This is a genomic window from Sphingobacterium sp. 40-24 (genome assembly GCF_001899705.1).
GTDB classification, from domain to species: Bacteria; Bacteroidota; Bacteroidia; order Sphingobacteriales; family Sphingobacteriaceae; genus Sphingobacterium; species Sphingobacterium multivorum.
Genome location: NZ_MKWH01000009.1, coordinates 65073 through 81932, shown reverse-complemented (window position 1 = coordinate 81932; position 16860 = coordinate 65073). Strand labels below are relative to the sequence as shown.

18 protein-coding genes are annotated in these 16860 nt (G+C 37.6%); 16 read left to right on the top strand and 2 right to left on the bottom strand.

What is annotated here, in order from left to right:
• The first annotated feature begins 22 nt into the window (after window positions 1–22).
• The 5 genes from BGP15_RS03655 to BGP15_RS03635 all read left to right on the top strand — a co-directional run bounded on the left by BGP15_RS03655 (window position 23) and on the right by BGP15_RS03635 (window position 3410).
• Entirely contained in the window at window positions 23–544 is a 522-nt protein-coding gene (locus tag BGP15_RS03655) for a 3'-5' exonuclease (RefSeq protein WP_286768734.1), read from the top strand.
• A 109-nt stretch (window positions 545–653) separates the two neighbouring features.
• Window positions 654–1118, top strand: a complete 465-nt coding sequence (locus tag BGP15_RS03650; RefSeq protein WP_236590157.1) for an adenylyltransferase/cytidyltransferase family protein — start codon at window positions 654–656, stop codon at window positions 1116–1118.
• 59 nt (window positions 1119–1177) lie between these two features.
• Window positions 1178–1600 (top strand): adenylyltransferase/cytidyltransferase family protein, encoded by a 423-nt coding sequence (locus tag BGP15_RS03645; protein ID WP_286768733.1) that lies wholly within the window; start codon window positions 1178–1180, stop codon window positions 1598–1600.
• Window positions 1601–1605: 5 nt separating this feature from the next.
• Window positions 1606–2604, top strand: coding sequence for a mannose-1-phosphate guanylyltransferase (locus BGP15_RS03640; RefSeq protein ID WP_286768732.1), 999 nt, complete (start codon window positions 1606–1608; stop codon window positions 2602–2604).
• Window positions 2605–2972: 368 nt separating this feature from the next.
• Complete coding sequence (locus BGP15_RS03635; RefSeq protein WP_286768731.1) at window positions 2973–3410, top strand: hypothetical protein; 438 nt, start codon at window positions 2973–2975, stop codon at window positions 3408–3410.
• Window positions 3411–3472: 62 nt separating this feature from the next.
• On the opposite strand, the gene BGP15_RS03630 is transcribed toward BGP15_RS03635, so the two are convergent.
• Both BGP15_RS03630 and BGP15_RS03625 read right to left on the bottom strand, forming a co-directional pair.
• Entirely contained in the window at window positions 3473–4084 is a 612-nt protein-coding gene (locus BGP15_RS03630) for a response regulator transcription factor (protein ID WP_286768730.1), read from the bottom strand.
• Window positions 4081–6000 carry a 7TM diverse intracellular signaling domain-containing protein gene (locus tag BGP15_RS03625; RefSeq protein WP_286768729.1) on the bottom strand — a complete coding sequence of 640 codons (1920 nt, stop codon included), beginning with the start codon at window positions 5998–6000 and terminating at the stop codon, window positions 4081–4083. The genes BGP15_RS03630 and BGP15_RS03625 overlap by 4 nt, the downstream gene beginning before the upstream one ends.
• A 273-nt stretch (window positions 6001–6273) precedes the next feature.
• Here BGP15_RS03625 and BGP15_RS03620 point away from each other — a divergent pair, with 273 nt between their 5' ends.
• From BGP15_RS03620 to BGP15_RS03570, 11 genes are all read left to right on the top strand, one after another.
• Entirely contained in the window at window positions 6274–6675 is a 402-nt protein-coding gene (locus tag BGP15_RS03620; RefSeq protein ID WP_286768728.1) for a hypothetical protein, read from the top strand.
• A gap of 225 nt (window positions 6676–6900) precedes the next feature.
• Window positions 6901–8283, top strand: a complete 1383-nt coding sequence (locus BGP15_RS03615) for a nucleotide sugar dehydrogenase (RefSeq protein WP_286768727.1) — start codon at window positions 6901–6903, stop codon at window positions 8281–8283.
• A gap of 83 nt (window positions 8284–8366) precedes the next feature.
• Window positions 8367–8885: a helix-turn-helix domain-containing protein gene (locus BGP15_RS03610; protein ID WP_286768726.1), complete on the top strand. Its 519-nt coding sequence runs from the start codon at window positions 8367–8369 to the stop codon at window positions 8883–8885.
• A gap of 12 nt (window positions 8886–8897) precedes the next feature.
• Window positions 8898–9866 (top strand): SDR family oxidoreductase, encoded by a 969-nt coding sequence (locus BGP15_RS03605; protein WP_286768725.1) that lies wholly within the window; start codon window positions 8898–8900, stop codon window positions 9864–9866.
• 29 nt (window positions 9867–9895) lie between these two features.
• Window positions 9896–11179 (top strand): nucleotide sugar dehydrogenase, encoded by a 1284-nt coding sequence (locus BGP15_RS03600; protein ID WP_286768724.1) that lies wholly within the window; start codon window positions 9896–9898, stop codon window positions 11177–11179.
• A 10-nt stretch (window positions 11180–11189) separates the two neighbouring features.
• Window positions 11190–12242, top strand: a complete 1053-nt coding sequence (rfbB, locus tag BGP15_RS03595) for a dTDP-glucose 4,6-dehydratase (RefSeq protein ID WP_286768723.1) — start codon at window positions 11190–11192, stop codon at window positions 12240–12242.
• Between the two features lies 1 nt (window position 12243).
• The gene (gene rfbC / locus BGP15_RS03590; RefSeq protein WP_286768722.1) at window positions 12244–12798 is read left to right on the top strand and encodes a dTDP-4-dehydrorhamnose 3,5-epimerase; all 555 of its coding nucleotides are present in this window, start codon (window positions 12244–12246) and stop codon (window positions 12796–12798) included.
• Between the two features lie 3 nt (window positions 12799–12801).
• A complete protein-coding gene (gene rfbD / locus BGP15_RS03585) occupies window positions 12802–13650 on the top strand; it encodes a dTDP-4-dehydrorhamnose reductase (protein ID WP_286768721.1) in 849 nt (282 codons plus the stop codon).
• Between the two features lie 22 nt (window positions 13651–13672).
• Window positions 13673–14530 (top strand): glucose-1-phosphate thymidylyltransferase RfbA, encoded by an 858-nt coding sequence (gene rfbA, locus BGP15_RS03580; protein ID WP_286768720.1) that lies wholly within the window; start codon window positions 13673–13675, stop codon window positions 14528–14530.
• Between the two features lie 23 nt (window positions 14531–14553).
• Complete coding sequence (locus tag BGP15_RS03575) at window positions 14554–15447, top strand: WaaS/CpsH family glycosyltransferase (protein WP_286768719.1); 894 nt, start codon at window positions 14554–14556, stop codon at window positions 15445–15447.
• 9 nt (window positions 15448–15456) lie between these two features.
• Window positions 15457–16854 (top strand): lipopolysaccharide biosynthesis protein, encoded by a 1398-nt coding sequence (locus tag BGP15_RS03570; RefSeq protein WP_286768718.1) that lies wholly within the window; start codon window positions 15457–15459, stop codon window positions 16852–16854.
• The last annotated feature ends 6 nt before the right edge of the window (window positions 16855–16860 follow it).

The following is a 16860-nucleotide window of genomic DNA, read 5'->3' as shown; positions in this document are numbered from 1 at the left end:
TAAAATATTAAGATAAGTTTAGATGCAATCAGAATTAAGTTTTACAGCAATAGATTTTGAAACAGCTACGGCTAATCAAAATTCGGCCTGCGCGGTAGGTTTGGTCGTCGTAGAGCAGGGAATTATTGTTGAGGAATTCTATTCATTAATACAACCTCCCAACAACCAGTATATGTGGCAGACGACACGTGTGCATGGTATTCGGCCTAAGGATACTGCGCAGGCTCCCACATTCAAGGAGTTGTTTCCGCGAATTTATCCTCTTATTAATAATCGAATTATGGTGGCCCATAATGAATTATTTGATCGTGGTGTACTTCGCAAAACGATGAGTTACTATAATTTATCCTATGATCACCTTGGATTAATGGACAGATGGGAATGCACATTTAAGATTTATCAAGGGAAAGGATTTAAACCTGCTCGTTTAAATGCCTGCTGTGAAGTTTTGGGTATTGAATTGAATCATCATGAAGCTCTTTCGGATGCGCGTGCTTGTGCGCAATTATTTATTCGACATCACGATGTAGGTTTGACTATATAGTAATCCTATTTTTATCGAACCAAATATTACCTCCAATTGTTATTAGATATATCTTATCTTTGGTATATGAATACAATAAAATTTCTATTCTATTAAAATCAATGCGACTATGATAAAAATTCCAGAAAAAGGAATGCGAATTGGTATTACTTTCAGTGCATTCGACCTGCTGCATGCTGGGCATATTAAAATGTTGGAAGATGCAAAAAGACAATGTGATTATTTGATCTGTGGCCTACAGACAGATCCAACTATTGACCGTCCTGAAAAAAACAAACCTGTTCAGACCGTTGTAGAACGTTATATACAGCTCAAGGGTTGTAAATATGTCGATCAGATTGTTCCTTATGCGACTGAGCAAGACCTAGAAGATATCTTACGCTCATTCAATATTGATGTGCGAATTGTTGGCGATGAATACCGCGAGAAAAGCTTTACTGGAAGAACCTATTGTGAGGAAAAAGGTATTGAACTCTATTTCAATAGCAGAGATCACCGCTTCTCAAGCTCGGGCTTGCGAAGAATTGTTGCAGATGCCAATTCGCAAGATGGAACAGCTCTAGAAATAGTCTAATCATTATAGATAGTACGAAGCTAAACGATCTAATCAACCACTAGAGAAAAGATTATAAGATGAAAATTGGAATTACCTTCGGCGTGTTCGATTTATTACACGCTGGCCATATTATGATGCTTGAAGAAGCGAAGAGAAATTGTGATTACCTGATTGTTGGATTAAATACTGATCCCTCAGAAGTATTTCCTGAGAAAGCTAAACCGACGCAAACAATTGTCGAACGATATGTACAATTGGAAGGTTGTCGTTATGTCGATGAAATTATCCCTTATGAGACGGAGCAAGATTTGATTGATATGATCAAAGCACTTCCTATTCATATCCGTATTATTGGCGAGGAGTATCGGGATAAAGATTTTTCGGGCCGTATGTACTGCGTAGAAGAGAATATTGAAATCTATTATAATAAGCGAACACATCGTTTTTCGAGCGCGGGTCTGCGTCGTGTTGTCGCTGCAAAAGAGGAAGAGCAAAAATAAAGATTATGAGCAAAATAATTCATGTTGTTTTAACAGGTGGAGTAGGTAGCCGTTTGTGGCCTCTTTCACGCAAAAGTTATCCCAAACAATACCTTGATTTATTTAAGGATGGCTCATTGTTTGAAATGACCGTTAAGCGTAATCAATCCCTTTGTGGGCAAGTGATTGTTGTGGGCAACTGTGATAACCATAGTTTGAGCCGTGAAGTCATGGAAAACAATAAGATAGACTATATTGACATTGTAGAGGCTACACCCCGTAATACTGCCGCAGCGATTGCTTTCGCTGCCTTTGCGGCCCAGCCCGATGATATTTTAATTGTCACACCTTCCGATCATGTGATTGTGGGTGAGGAGGCGTATGCTGAAGCAATCAAAGCTGGAATAGAAAAGGCTAATAAAGGTTATATTGTTACGTTTGGTATTCAGCCGACACGTCCTGAAACGGGGTACGGCTATATCGAATATAAGGATGATAAAGTTTTGTCCTTCCGCGAGAAGCCTAATCAAGATACCGCAGAAGATTTTATTGAACGCGGCAATTTCTTATGGAATTCTGGGATGTTCTGTTTTAGAGCGGATACGTTTTTGGCCGAGTTACAGACTTTTGAGCCTAAAGTGTATGCAACAGCATTCAACGCATGGCAGCATCGCAAGGATGGTGAGCTGGATTTGGCCCTATCTAAGGAGATTCCATCAATCTCCATTGATTATGCTGTGATGGAACGCTCCAAGAAAATTCGCGTTGTTGCGACGAGTTTCCAATGGTCTGATCTTGGCTCCTTTGAATCCATGTACGATTATTTAAAACAGACGGGTCATCCGGTTGATGAGAATGGCAATATGGTTATCGGTACGGATATCTATACAGCATTTGTGGGGATGCGCGATAGTATTCTTGTGCATACAAAAGATGCGATATTGGTGTTACAAAAAGATAAATCCCAGGATGTCAAGAAAATATATAATACATTGGAACGTCATCAGTCCAAACTGATCGACTAATTTCAATCTAGCTACAAGTTAAACTATTTCCTTGTATGCTTAGATCGCGCTAATCAGCTACACGGTTTTATGGAGCGTGTAGCTGATTTTCTCTTTCAGAAGGGAAAGTAAACCTCGAATTCGTATAGTCCTTGAGTAACTGTTCATTAAAATCTATATAAAAATACATTATACGGTTGATTTTAGCTAAATATGTGATTGTCCCCAATTTGTCCCCTGTCAATTTTAGTCATCAATTGCCTATTACCCTAATTTTGAGATATAGTTAAATGCAATCATAAGATTGTATAACACCTAGTCCTATTATCTATTTTATTATGGTACTTATTTTAGCAGTTTCAGTTATCGTTTTATTTATTATGTATTTTATGCTGCAATCAAAGCAACGGGAAAAGCAATTTAACCAAGCTGTTTCGATGCAGGTCAACTACCTGTTTCAGGATAGGCCGGGGCAATACAGTGGCGACTATCGAACAAAAAGTGGTGTTTTTGTATTTCGGACAAAATCTAAAGATGAAGAGCTTAAAAATATGGTGATCAAACAGGTCAAGCCCGACCACCCTGCTTTGGTTGTCAATTTAGAACAGATTGTGGTTGTGCCATTCGAAAGCAAAAAAGGCGATTCAGATGTATCGGTGCGATTTAAATTACAGCGAAAGAAAGGTGAAATAGCAACATTGGAAGGCAAAGGGATACGCATTGCCGGTGTGTTGAATTATGCCAACCGAAAGCCGAAAGCGTTTAGTACAGTATTGAAGATAGGGGAGCTTTATCAATCGAACGAACACTCGAATCAGCCGACATAATTTGCATTAATTCTTATTTTATGGGAAAGGGTTTGTAATGGACAAACCCTTATTTTTTTGACTTAGAATTTCAGCAAATGCTGATGTTCAATAGCCCAGGACAAGAGCGCATTGTTTTCTTCCTGGAGATCAAGCTTCCTACAGATGCGGTGCCTCGTATTTTTGATGGTATGGGGACTCAGGAACAGGCTATCCGCAATATATTTTGTCGTATGCCGGAGTGCAATCAACTTAAGGATATTCAATTCCGCAGGCGTCAATGTTTTTAGTTTTTCCACCGTTTGGTTTTTATCTCTTTGTTGTTGCAGGCGCTGGATAACCATGTGCGTACCTGCATAGAGGCGGTTTTCTCCAAGGGGTTTGATAATGTAATTTTCAGGATTTAATGCTGCAGCCCGGTCAATGCTGCTTTTTGACTGATACGAAGTAATAAAAATAAGGCTAAAAAGCTTGGTTGCGGCATATTTTTCCATTAACTCAATGCCATCTAATCGATCATTGAGCTGAATATCACAGAGTACCAGATCGGGCGAATTTTGCGCCATGTATTGATCTGCCTCGTCAACGGTGAGCGCAATATGTAACGCCAAGTCTGTATAGAGGGAATTAAGCTGATATTCAATAAATCGGGCAATAATCATTTCGTCTTCTACAATTAATACTTTTAGGCTCATATCATGTTGTTAAATTCAAATATATACTGAAATCCTCGCTCTTGCTGGATGGTCACGGTCCCTTTGATCTGCCTGGTGAGATCTTTCACGAGGCCGATTCCGAAAGAAGTTGATAAAACTGCTTCGGATGCCCCCACGCCGTTATCTTCAAAGTGCATAGTTGTCACAAACATTTTCTTAATGATACGCAGGTTAATGACTGGAGTGTTTATAATTCCTTTTGGAAAAGCATATTTATAACTATTTGTCAATAGCTCTGTGATGATCAATGCTAAAGGGATCGACGTGTTTGTGGATATCAACCAGTCTTGTTCAATGTCGACGTTAATCCAGACCTTTTTTTCCGGATCATGCATCTGTCTGAGATAATTGACCGTTTCAATAACCAACGTTTTTAATTTCAGCTGGCTGTTTTGATTATATACCAGGAGCTGATTGACCAGCATCATGGCGTGAATGCGGTCTTGCATCGATTGGATGGCCTGATTATATTGAGCACCATGGTTTTCTCCTGTTTTGTATAGGCTGCCGAGGCTATATAAAAGTTGAAGATTGTTTTTTACCCGATGATTAACTTCATCGATCAATGTCTCAATATAGCGATTCTTTTGAAGCAGCTGGATCTGCTGTTCATAAAGGGCGTTATTTGCTTTCTTTAGTTCGTTTGTCCTTTCCAGCACAATTGACTCGGTCGACTGATGATAGTCCAGTTCATTTTTACGCAATTTTAAGCGTATACCGATCAATAGCAACATGGTAATGCACAAAGCAAAAAACTGGGTCAGCATAGATACATATTGTATGGCCTGTTCTTGTAAAGTCAGTGCGCAGTATACCATAGCCGTAATACCGGTTACAAAAAACACACTTCCATACGCTAAGAAGCGCTGCATGAGGTCTATCTTTTTCCAGAGCGAAATAAAAAGGTTGGAAAAATAGAGCATATGAATAATGCCGAGCGTAATATTTACCCAGTTGCTTTGTTTATAATTGACAAAATAAAAATTATTGACAAATGTAACTACTGCCGTGAGACCGATGGTGGCAATAATATAACAGGCTACTTTATAATAACGGGTGTGCAGCCTCCTTAGTTGAAGAAAATCTATGGTCAGCAGATAGAAACTAATGGCGGCAAATCTACTGAAGAGCGATACCATGCTCCAACCCAGTTGGGGACTGTCATAAAAGATAAAATCGACAAAGAAGTTTTGGAGCGCAACGCTATACATTCCAATAGATAGCAAGAACAGAAAAATCCAGATATAAGGTCGGTAGCGTGATACCATCCATGCCAATGCCATATACAGCAGGAGTACAATAATAGCACCTTCCATAAATGCATGGACAGTTCGGCTACGCTGTTTCTTTTTAATATAATCCAGTTCTGTCTGTAAATGAAAATTATACAGCGGCGTGTAGCCTTTGCTGTGTTTTACCCGGGGCAAAATTGTGTAAGGATTTCCCGCCTCCAGATTTAAAACAAAATGATCACGGCCATCTCGCGGATCCAGTTCCTTGCGTTTACGGAACAAGCCTGCTTTCTTTTTATATACGATTTCACCTTTTGCGTCGATTAGAGTGAGATTGACATACGTTAAATTGTCGAAGGATAAGACATAATTGCCTGTTGTTAAGCTGTCTGTTAGATTTATTTCCTTTTTGAGCCAGAAAATGCCTTTTTCTTGATCAACATCCCTTTTAATTTGGCTGAGGGGAAGAAATAGGCCGGAATGATGATAGTAATACATCGGATTAGTATACTCAGTATATTCCTTTGCAATGAGTAGAGGGGAATTATTGGCGACACACGTCTTTGCTGCAACCTGATTATTGGCCATCGTCGCGTCTCTTCCGAAACGGATGATTGCTATGCAGAGCAACATTAAGATGGTTACAATAATATTTGGCTTCATAAGGCAAACAAAAATGCATTATTTTCAGTAAACCTAATAAGCTTTTATTTTCCTAATTGTAAATAAGACCCTAGGGTCTCTGTTATCGTCTATAATTACTTTTTACTTTTGTTACACGCATTTAGAGGAATATCTACGAACGCAAGGATATTGACATTCAGATGGAATGATGAGTTGATTATGATGTATTTATATATATTTCTGTTTAGTGCACTAGTGTATGCTTTATTTCGGTTTTTTTCTTCTAGGAAGATAAAACCTACTGATGTATCGATGAATGTTTACTACCGTTATCAGGAGCACCCTGGACAATATAGCGGCAGTTTGCGAGCAACCCATGGGGCGCTGGTATTTCGGGGCGAGCGATTTCGGGACGATGTCAGTAATGTTGTTGTGAAAGACGTCCGATCGTCAGATTCCAAAGTGGAAATAAAGCTGCAGCAGATACTGGTTCTGCCATTTAAAAACAATGAAAATACTTCTGTGGAAGTATCCGTGCGATTTCGGATTGGATCAGACAAGGCGAAAGAAGTTGATCTGACTAATTATAAAGTCAGAATAAAGGCTGTAGTTAACTATCAAAATGGGGATAAGAAAGCATTCAGTACCGTCCTTCCCATGATGGGGGTATATCATAATCATTCCGAGAAGCCGGGTGATTTTATCAATAAGTAATTTACGTGTTTTTATTCCATATTACATACCTATTTAACTTGAAGGAACCCTGCTTGCCGGGGTTTCTTTATTCTTATTCATGGAGATGTTCCACGTGGATTTACGTCAAGCTAATTGTAGTCACTTTCTTTTGATCGCAAATTCGGGGCATATTCCTATCTTTAGCAGAATAATGGCTTATTGATTAAAAGAGAATTGACTTATAGAAATTAGGCATATATAAAAATGAAAGAAATAAAGAAGATTGCTTGTATTGGAGCTGGATATGTTGGGGGGCCGACGATGTCTGTTATTGCACAGAAAAATCCCGGTATCCAAGTTACTGTAGTTGATCTCAATCAACAACGTATTGACTCCTGGAATAACAAAGATCTTAGTCAGCTTCCAATTTATGAACCTGGGCTTGATACGGTGGTAGGGGAAGCTCGTGGGCGCAATCTGTTTTTTTCGACAGATGTTGAAGGGGCTATCGATGAAGCGGATATGATTTTTATATCCGTCAATACCCCGACAAAAACCTATGGTAAAGGGAAGGGGCAGGCTGCAGATTTAAAATATATCGAATTGTGCGCGCGTCAGATTGCCCGGGTTGCGCAGGGTGATAAAATAGTTGTCGAGAAATCGACCTTGCCGGTCCGCACGGCTGCAGCATTAAAAAGTATCTTGGATGATACAGGGAATGGTGTCAATTTCTCAATACTTTCCAATCCGGAGTTTTTGGCTGAAGGAACAGCCGTTGCGGATTTACACCATCCAGACAGAGTGCTTATCGGTGGTGAAGATGAAGACGCTATTCAGTCGCTGGTGCAGATTTATGCTGCCTGGGTTCCACAAGAACGTATACTTACAACCAATTTATGGTCATCTGAACTATCTAAATTGGTTGCAAATGCTTTTTTGGCCCAACGTGTTTCGTCTATCAATGCGATTTCGGAGTTGTGTGAAGTGACGGGTGCGAATGTGGATGAAGTATCTCGAGCCATTGGCCATGATAGCCGCATTGGACCCAAATTTCTGAAGGCATCGGTAGGTTTTGGAGGTTCTTGTTTCCAGAAAGATATTCTCAATCTTGTTTATATCGCACGTAGTTACAACCTGACTGCTGTAGCTGATTACTGGGAGCAGGTAATAATTTTAAACGACCATCAAAAATCGCGATTTGCAGAACGGATTATCCAGACCATGTATAATACGGTAAACGGGAAGAAAATTGCCTTTTTAGGCTGGGCTTTTAAAAAAGACACGAACGATACACGGGAATCTGCTGCCATTTACGTGGCCGATCATCTATTGGATGAGGAGGCACATCTGGTGGTTTACGATCCAAAAGTGACGGCAGAACAAATTTATAAAGATCTGGATTATTTAAAAACACGTTCAGCGGAGGAGAATCGCCGTTTGGTAACGGTCGTTCATGATCCTTATGAAGCTTTAAAGGAGGCGCATGCTGCTACGATATTAACAGAATGGGATGAGTTTAAGGGATATGATTGGGCGCTGATTAAGAAAGAAATGAAGAAGCCTTCCTTTGTATTTGATGGGCGGAAGTTATTGGATAGCGCTAGTCTGAAAAAAATGGGCTTTGACTATTATGCGATTGGGGAGTAAACAATTGACTATTGTTTAACAATAATTTAATTTGATAAATAAAATCAGATTGAGTACTTTTGTTACTCAATCTGAACTATACCATGCTAGACTCTTTAATTACATCCAAGACGCGGCTAAAGCTACTGATCAAATTTTTTGTATCGGCTAGTAATCAATCACATTTAAGAGGCCTTGCAGATGAGTTTCAAGAATCTACCAATGCCATACGAAAAGAACTGAACCAACTGTCAGAAGCAGGGTATTTAGAAAAAAGTACAGAAAAAAATAAAATCCTATACCGAGCCAACACAAAGCATTCTTTATTTGCACCTCTTCAAAAATTAATTCATACCTATTTGGGAATTGATGAAATTGTAGATAATATACTACAGCAAGCAGGAGATATTCAAGAAGTTAGTTTGGTTGGAGATTATGCCGAAGGCGTAGATTCAGGAAAAATCGACGTACTAGTTTTGGGTGAAAATATAAATCAGGCATACTTATTGCGGTTAGCGGGCAAGGTTGAAAAAAAATTGGGAAAGCAAGTCAATCTTTCTTTTAAGAAGACTATTGAAGAACAACGTTATATTATTTTATATACAAATCATTCTACCATATAATTACTTCAAAAGATGAGTAAAATATTAATCACCGGCGGGGCCGGCTTTATAGGTTCAAATCTCGTAGAGCATTTTTTAGGTAAAAACCATCAAGTTGTGGTATTAGACAATTTTGCTACAGGTCACCGTCACAATATAGCACAACACGAAGGCAATCCGAATTTTGCTTTAATTGAAGGCGATATCCGTAATAATGCCGATTGTCAGAAAGCAGTAGAAGGTGTAGACTATGTGCTCCACCAGGCTGCGTTAGGTTCAGTGCCACGTTCGATCAAAGATCCACAAACTTCCAATGAAGTAAATGTAACCGGATTTTTAAATATGTTAGTTGCTGCTCGTGACGCTGGAGTGAAACGTTTTATCTATGCAGCCTCATCATCTACTTATGGCGATTCTGCAAGTCTTCCGAAAGTGGAAGATGTGATTGGGAAGCCACTATCTCCCTATGCAATTACAAAATACGTCAATGAATTATATGCAGATATTTTTTCAAAGACTTATGGTTTAGAGACTATTGGCCTTCGTTATTTTAATGTGTTTGGCCGTCGTCAGGATCCTAATGGTGCTTATGCAGCAGTTATCCCATTGTTTGTTAAGAAATTTATGAACCACGAGAGTCCTGTGATAAACGGTGCAGGTGATTATTCTCGTGATTTTACTTATGTAGATAATGTAATTCAGATGAACGAGCGTGCGATGACTACAGATAATCCAGATGCCGTTAACACGGTGTATAATACAGCTGTTGGTGACCGTACGACATTGAATCAATTGGTTGGTTACCTCAAAGAGTTTCTGACAGAATATGATGCTGAAATTGCGAAGGTGGAGATCATTCATGGCCCCAATAGACAAGGTGACATTCCGCATTCCCTGGCTTCCATTGACAAAGCACGCCAGTTGTTGGGCTATGAGCCGACACATGTTATCCGTGAAGGACTGAAGGAAGCTGTAAAATGGTATTGGGATAATTTAAAATAATAATTTAATCATCATAAACTCGTAAATAAATGAAAAAAATAGCTGTAATTGGATTAGGATATGTTGGTCTTCCCTTGGCCAGGTTATTTGCTACGAAGTTTCCTGTAGTCGGCTTTGATATTAATCAAAAACGCATAGACGAACTACGTGCTGGAAAAGATTTAACGTTGGAGGTGGAAGATGAAGTTCTTCAGGCTGTTTTATCAAATGATAACCCATTTTTAACTGATAGCAAAGGATTGTATTGTTCCAATCAGCTAAATGATATTGAGTCAGCAAATTTTTATGTAGTTACAGTACCTACACCGGTTGATAAAAATAACCGTCCAGATTTGACACCGTTATATAAAGCGTCGGAAACGGTAGGTAAAGTATTGAAGAAAGGTGATATTGTCGTATACGAATCTACTGTTTACCCTGGTGTTACAGAAGAAGAGTGTATTCCAGTTTTAGAAAAGATTTCAGGCTTAAAATTCAATCAAGATTTCTTTGCAGGTTATTCCCCAGAGCGTATCAATCCGGGGGATAAACAACATACCGTTGAGAAAATATTAAAAGTTACATCTGGTTCAACACCTGAGATCGGGGCTGAAGTGGACGCTGTTTATAAGGAAGTGATTACCGCAGGTACACACTTAGCACCATGTATCAAAGTTGCCGAAGCAGCTAAGGTGATTGAGAATTCACAGCGTGACATTAATATCGCTTTTGTGAATGAATTGGCAAAAATCTTTAATATTTTGAATATTGATACTCACGCAGTATTGGAAGCAGCAGGTACCAAATGGAACTTTTTACCATTTAAACCAGGATTGGTTGGTGGCCACTGTATTGGTGTAGATCCTTATTATTTGGCACAAAAGGCACAGGAGCATGGCTACCACCCGGAAATTATTTTGGCTGGACGTCGTTTAAATGATTCTATGGGCGAATATGTAGCTTCTCAGGTTGTTAAAACAATGATCAAAAAGGGAATTAATGTAAATGGTGCCGAAGTATTAATGTTAGGCGTAACATTTAAAGAGAATTGTCCAGATGTTCGCAATACCAAGATTGTAGATGTGATCCGTGCTCTAGAAGATTATGGAATTAAAATAACTACATATGATCATTGGGCAAATCCTGCTGAAGTACATCATGAATATGGTATCGAAAGTACAACTGAATTACCAATGGCTAAATTCGATGCCATTGTTTTAGGGGTAGCTCACAATGAATTTTTAAATATTGATTTTGAAAATTTAAAAAAGGAAAACTCAATTATTTACGACGTAAAAGGGGTAGTTTCAGAATTGGCTGATTCTCGTCTGTAAGCTTGTGCATATGAAAAAAACAATAATTATTACAGGCGGAGCTGGTTTTATAGGCTCACATGTTGTCAGGGAATTTGTACTTAAATATCCTGACTATCATATTGTTAATCTCGACGCATTAACATATGCAGGCAATTTGGCTAATTTAAGGGATATCGAGCATTTACCGAATTATACTTTTGTAAAAGTGGATATTACGGACGCAGAGAAAGTTTTAGCTACGTTTGAGGAATATAAACCTGATGGAGTTATTCATTTGGCAGCTGAATCACATGTAGATCGATCAATTACGGATCCATTGGCATTTGTAATGACTAATGTTATTGGCACCGTCAATTTATTAAACGCGGTCAATGTAATTTGGGGGGGTAATTTCGAGGGGAAACGTTTTCATCATGTCTCTACAGACGAGGTTTATGGTACATTGGGCGAAACCGGGTTATTCACTGAAGAAACGTCTTATGATCCACATTCACCATATTCTGCTTCAAAGGCTTCTTCAGATCATTTTGTCCGTGCCTACCATGATACCTATGGGTTACCCGTCGTTTTAACGAACTGTTCAAATAATTATGGACCAAACCATTTTCCGGAAAAGTTGATCCCACTATGTATTCACAATATCCTAAATAATAAACCGTTGCCGATCTATGGTGATGGAAAATTTACCCGAGATTGGTTATTTGTGATTGACCATGCGCGAGCGATCGATTTGGTATTTCATAATGGCAATAATGGAGAGTCTTATAATGTTGGTGGCTTTAATGAATGGAAGAATATTGATCTTGTGGAAGAACTTTGTAAGCAAGTGGATGAAAAGCTTGGAAGAGCACAGGGTACTGCTGCGCAACTGATTACTTTTGTTAAAGATCGTCCGGGTCATGATTTGCGCTACGCTATTGATGCATCGAAGATCAATCGAGAGTTGGGTTACCAACCATCTGTAACGTTTGAGGAGGGACTTTCCAAGACCATTGACTGGTACCTAAATAATCAGGAATGGTTGGATCAGGTTACTTCTGGTGAATATCAAAATTATTACCAACAACAATACCAAGGCTAATATGAAAGCTACAGAAACAAAATTGAAAGGCTGTTTTATTTTGGAGCCGGTAAAATATGGAGATAGCCGAGGGTACTTTTTCGAGAGCTTTAATGATAAAACCTTTCGTTCGCTTACTGGTGCAAATACCACATTTGTGCAAGACAATCAGTCTTTTTCTTCAAAAGGTGTTTTGAGAGGACTTCACGCGCAAAGTGGAGAACATGCACAAGCAAAATTGGTTCGCGTACTTAACGGTAAAGTATTGGACGTCGCGGTTGACGTCCGTCCCAATTCACCTACATTCGGTGAATATATTACCGTAGAGCTTTCGGAAGAAAATAATCTTCAGCTTTTTATTCCTCGCGGTTTTTTACATGGATTTGTTGTCTTGAGTGATACTGCTACGTTTTTTTATAAATGCGATAACTTTTACAACAAGGATTCTGAGTGTGGTATTCACCCTTTAGATTCTACTGTTGGCGTTGATTGGCAGCTTCCTGAGAAAGAATTGATCCTTTCAGATAAAGATAAAGAAGCGCCAAGTTTCAATGAAATATTTGGTGCTAAAATATAAAATATGAAAATACTTGTTACAGGTGCATCTGGTCAATTAGGATCGGAAATTAAAGAGCTCAGCATCAACTATACAGATGGTACTTTTATCTTCGTAGATCGCGAAGAGATGGCTTTAGATAATTTGACGCAAGTTTTGAGTGTTATTGAAACTATTGATCCAGATTTAATTATTAGCGGCGGAGCGTATACTGCTGTCGATAAAGCCGAGTCGGAAGCTGAATTGGTGGATGTTATTAACCATCGAGCTGTGGCAACAATGGCTCAATGGGCCAAGCAAAATAATAGAAAGCTTATTCATATCTCTACAGATTATGTATTTCAAGGGACGAGTAGCACCGCTTTAAAAGAAGATGAGCCAACAAATCCAATTAATGTATATGGTCTAAGTAAACAAAAAGGCGAGGAAGCTATAATTACTTCTGACGCTGATGCTATTATCATTCGTACCGCTTGGGTTTACTCTAGCTATGGCGCTAATTTTGTAAAGACAATGATCCGCTTAATGACCGATCGAGAGGAAATTTCGGTCATTGGAGATCAGATAGGATCGCCCACTTATGCGCATGATTTAGCACAGGTTATTTTGAAGATTGCACACAGTGAAAAATGGGCTAAAGGGATATACCATTTTTCTAACGAAGGAGAAATTTCTTGGTATGATTTTGCAGTTGCTATCAAGGAGTTAAAAAATTTGGCCTGTCATATTAGACCAATAACTACGGCGGAGTATCCTACTGCTGCAAAGCGCCCTAGTTATTCATTATTGGATAAAACAAAAATTAAACAAACTTTTGGAGTCACTGTTCCAGAATGGAAGCAGAGTCTATCCAATATGTTAGCGAAAATATAAATTACAACAAGCATAAAGAAACATGAAAGGAATAATTCTAGCAGGGGGATCAGGTACAAGACTACACCCATTGACATTGGCTGTTTCGAAGCAATTGATGCCGGTGTATGATAAACCAATGATTTATTATCCATTATCTACCCTTATGCTTGCAGGAATAAATGAAATCCTTATTATTTCTACCCCGCAAGATTTACCAAATTTTCAAAAATTACTTGGTAATGGGTCTCAAATTGGTTGTAAGTTTTCATACAAGGAGCAACCAAGTCCAGATGGTTTAGCACAGGCTTTTATTTTGGGAGAAGAATTTATTGGACAAGATAAAGTTGCGTTAATCTTAGGAGATAATATATTTTATGGTTCTGGTATGTCCAAGTTGCTTCAATCGTGCGCTGACCCTGAAGGGGGTGTCGTATTTGCTTATCCGGTGCATGACCCGGAGCGATATGGTGTAGTAGAATTTGATCAGGATAAGAATGTAGTTTCTATTGAGGAGAAACCGAAAGAACCTAAATCGAGTTATGCTGTACCCGGTATATATTTTTATGACAACGATGTAGTCGAGATTGCGAAAAATATTGAACCATCCCCAAGAGGAGAGCTTGAAATTACGGACGTGAACAAAGAATATTTGAAACGTGGTAAGTTGAAAGTTGGGGTTTTTGATCGAGGAACAGCTTGGTTAGATACCGGTACAATACAATCTTTGATGCAGGCGGGGCAATTTGTTCAAGTTATTGAAGAGCGACAAGGGATGAAGATTGGAGCTATTGAGGAGGTTGCTTACCGCATGGGGTATATCGATGCTCAGCAATTAAGGAAGATCGCTGAACCATTGCAGAAGAGTGGCTATGGTAATTACTTGTCTAAAATATTGTAACTATAATATAAGCATTTATAGAAATGGATAAGGATAAAACCATAGTAATATATAATTCCGTAAAGTACTTTTTACCTTTTTTTAATGCGAAAGGTATTAAAACCTATATGGTTTATAAGGATGTTGGATTAATTTCTAGGATTTTCAGAAAATTATTTGGCTATTTGCAATTAAACCGTTCTTATTGGTATGGAGATTGGTATAAAGAGCTGAAAAATAATGATATAAAGCATGTCGTTCTCTTTGCCAATGACGAAATTGATATATGGTCAAGTATAAGAAAATTTGGCGTGTCCGTATTTTTTTGGTATTGGAATCCGACAAAAATTTATTCTAAAGGTTTGCCAACCAATTTGCCTAGTGATTTTAAGCCTTATTCTTTTGATCCTGTGGATTGTAAGGCATTTAATATGGATTTCAATACAACATTGTATTTTGATAACATTGTTTTGCCCGATAAAGTTCTAAAATATGATGTTCTGTTTGTGGGAATGGATAAAGGACGAAAAAGCCAATTGGAAGATTTAGAGGCTTTATTCAAAAAAATGGGTATTAGTAGTTTGATATATATTGTTGGTAACAGAACTTTATTTGGTGATCATTCGGGAAATAAACCTATAGGTTACAACGATTATTTAGGTCATATTGCTGAATCAAATGTTATTTTAGATTTATTACAGGAAAGGCAAAGTGGTTTAACGCTTAGAGCGATGGAGTCGCTTTTTTTTAGTAAAAAATTGATAACCAATGATCATACAATCGTTGAGCAACCGTTTTATAAAGAGCAAAATATATTTATAATAGGGAGAGATAGTCTCGATAATTTGAAGTCTTTTATTCAAACACCTTTTGTGCCTGTAGATACTGAGATTATGAGATATTATGATGTAACAGAATGGTTGAAAAGATTCAAATGATGTACTAGTATGAAGGATCTTCTAAAAAATTTCGTTTCATTTGGACTTGCTACGACAATCGAGAAATTGTTGTTGTTTCTCTTTATACCCATATATTCAAAGTATCTTTTGCAGGATGAACTAGGCGCAGTTGATTTATTGCAGGTTTTAGCGGAAGGCGGTACGATCCTTGCGCTGCTTCAGATTGAATCTTCTTTTCAGAGATACTATTTGGATTTTAAAGGGCGTTTGAGAAAAGTATTTATTTCTTCGACGTTTGTCTTTGTAGGTATAACGTCAGTTTTGGTGACAATCATTTTGATGCTATTCTCTAAGCAACTTTGTTTGTTATTATTTAATGATTATAAATATATTGAAGCATTTAATTGGTCTGTAGCTAAGATTCCATTTTCTAACTTTAGTGTGTTACTTTTTGTAATGCTACGATTTGAGAATAAAACAAAGCTTTTCTTTTTTTATGTACTTTTTCGTGTAGTATCATTGCTGTTATTCACATTTACGTTTTTGAAATTTATTGATAATAGTGTAATCGCAATATCATCAAGTCAATTTGCAAGTGTTGTCCTAACTTTTATTGCAGCAATATTTTTTTTAAGAAATTATTTGACAAAAGCTTTATCACTTCGTCTCGTAAAACGTTCCTTGAAATTTTCGTTGCCAATGGTTCCTGCAAGAATAGGGAGTTTCACCGTAACCTATGCTAATCGATTTTTCTTAATTTCACTTCTTTCTTTGTCAGCTATCGGAATTTATTCACTTTCTTTGAAATTTGCTTCTTCAGTTCAGATAGTTTATACAGCATTTATAATGGCGTGGCCACCATTTTTATTTAGCAATGTAAAAAAGGAAAATTCCAAAGATATATTTAAAAATATATTGCCTTTAATAGCTTGTCCAGTATTTCTTATTGTGTGTGGATTAACTATTTTTTCAACTGAACTTGTTAAGTATTTCTCAACGCCGATTTATGCTGAATCTTCGAAATATATTGGGGGCTTATCTTTGTTTTTTTGTCTGCTGATTTTTAAGGAAGTAGTTGATATAGGTCCTAAAGTTAAAGAGAAAACCAAATTTATCACTTATAGTTTTTTTGTATCTGTAATTGTTAATATTGTCTCTCTGCTTATGCTTACACGTTATTTAGGTATTCAAGGTGTTGTTTTATCTATGATTTTAACCAACACATGTTTATTAATTATGAGTTGGATTATATCCAATAAACTATTTTATATTCCTTTTAACGTTGTACAATTTGTTTTTTATGCTCTACCCGCTTACTTTATTTGTTGTTTTTTTCTTTTTTACTCTGTTGGGCTGCATTATAGATTGTTAATTTTATTTTGTTTGTTTGTCTTTTACGGTTGGAATTTTTGGAAATGTTTCAGAAATAGTGCACAATTAATTTAGCTAAAA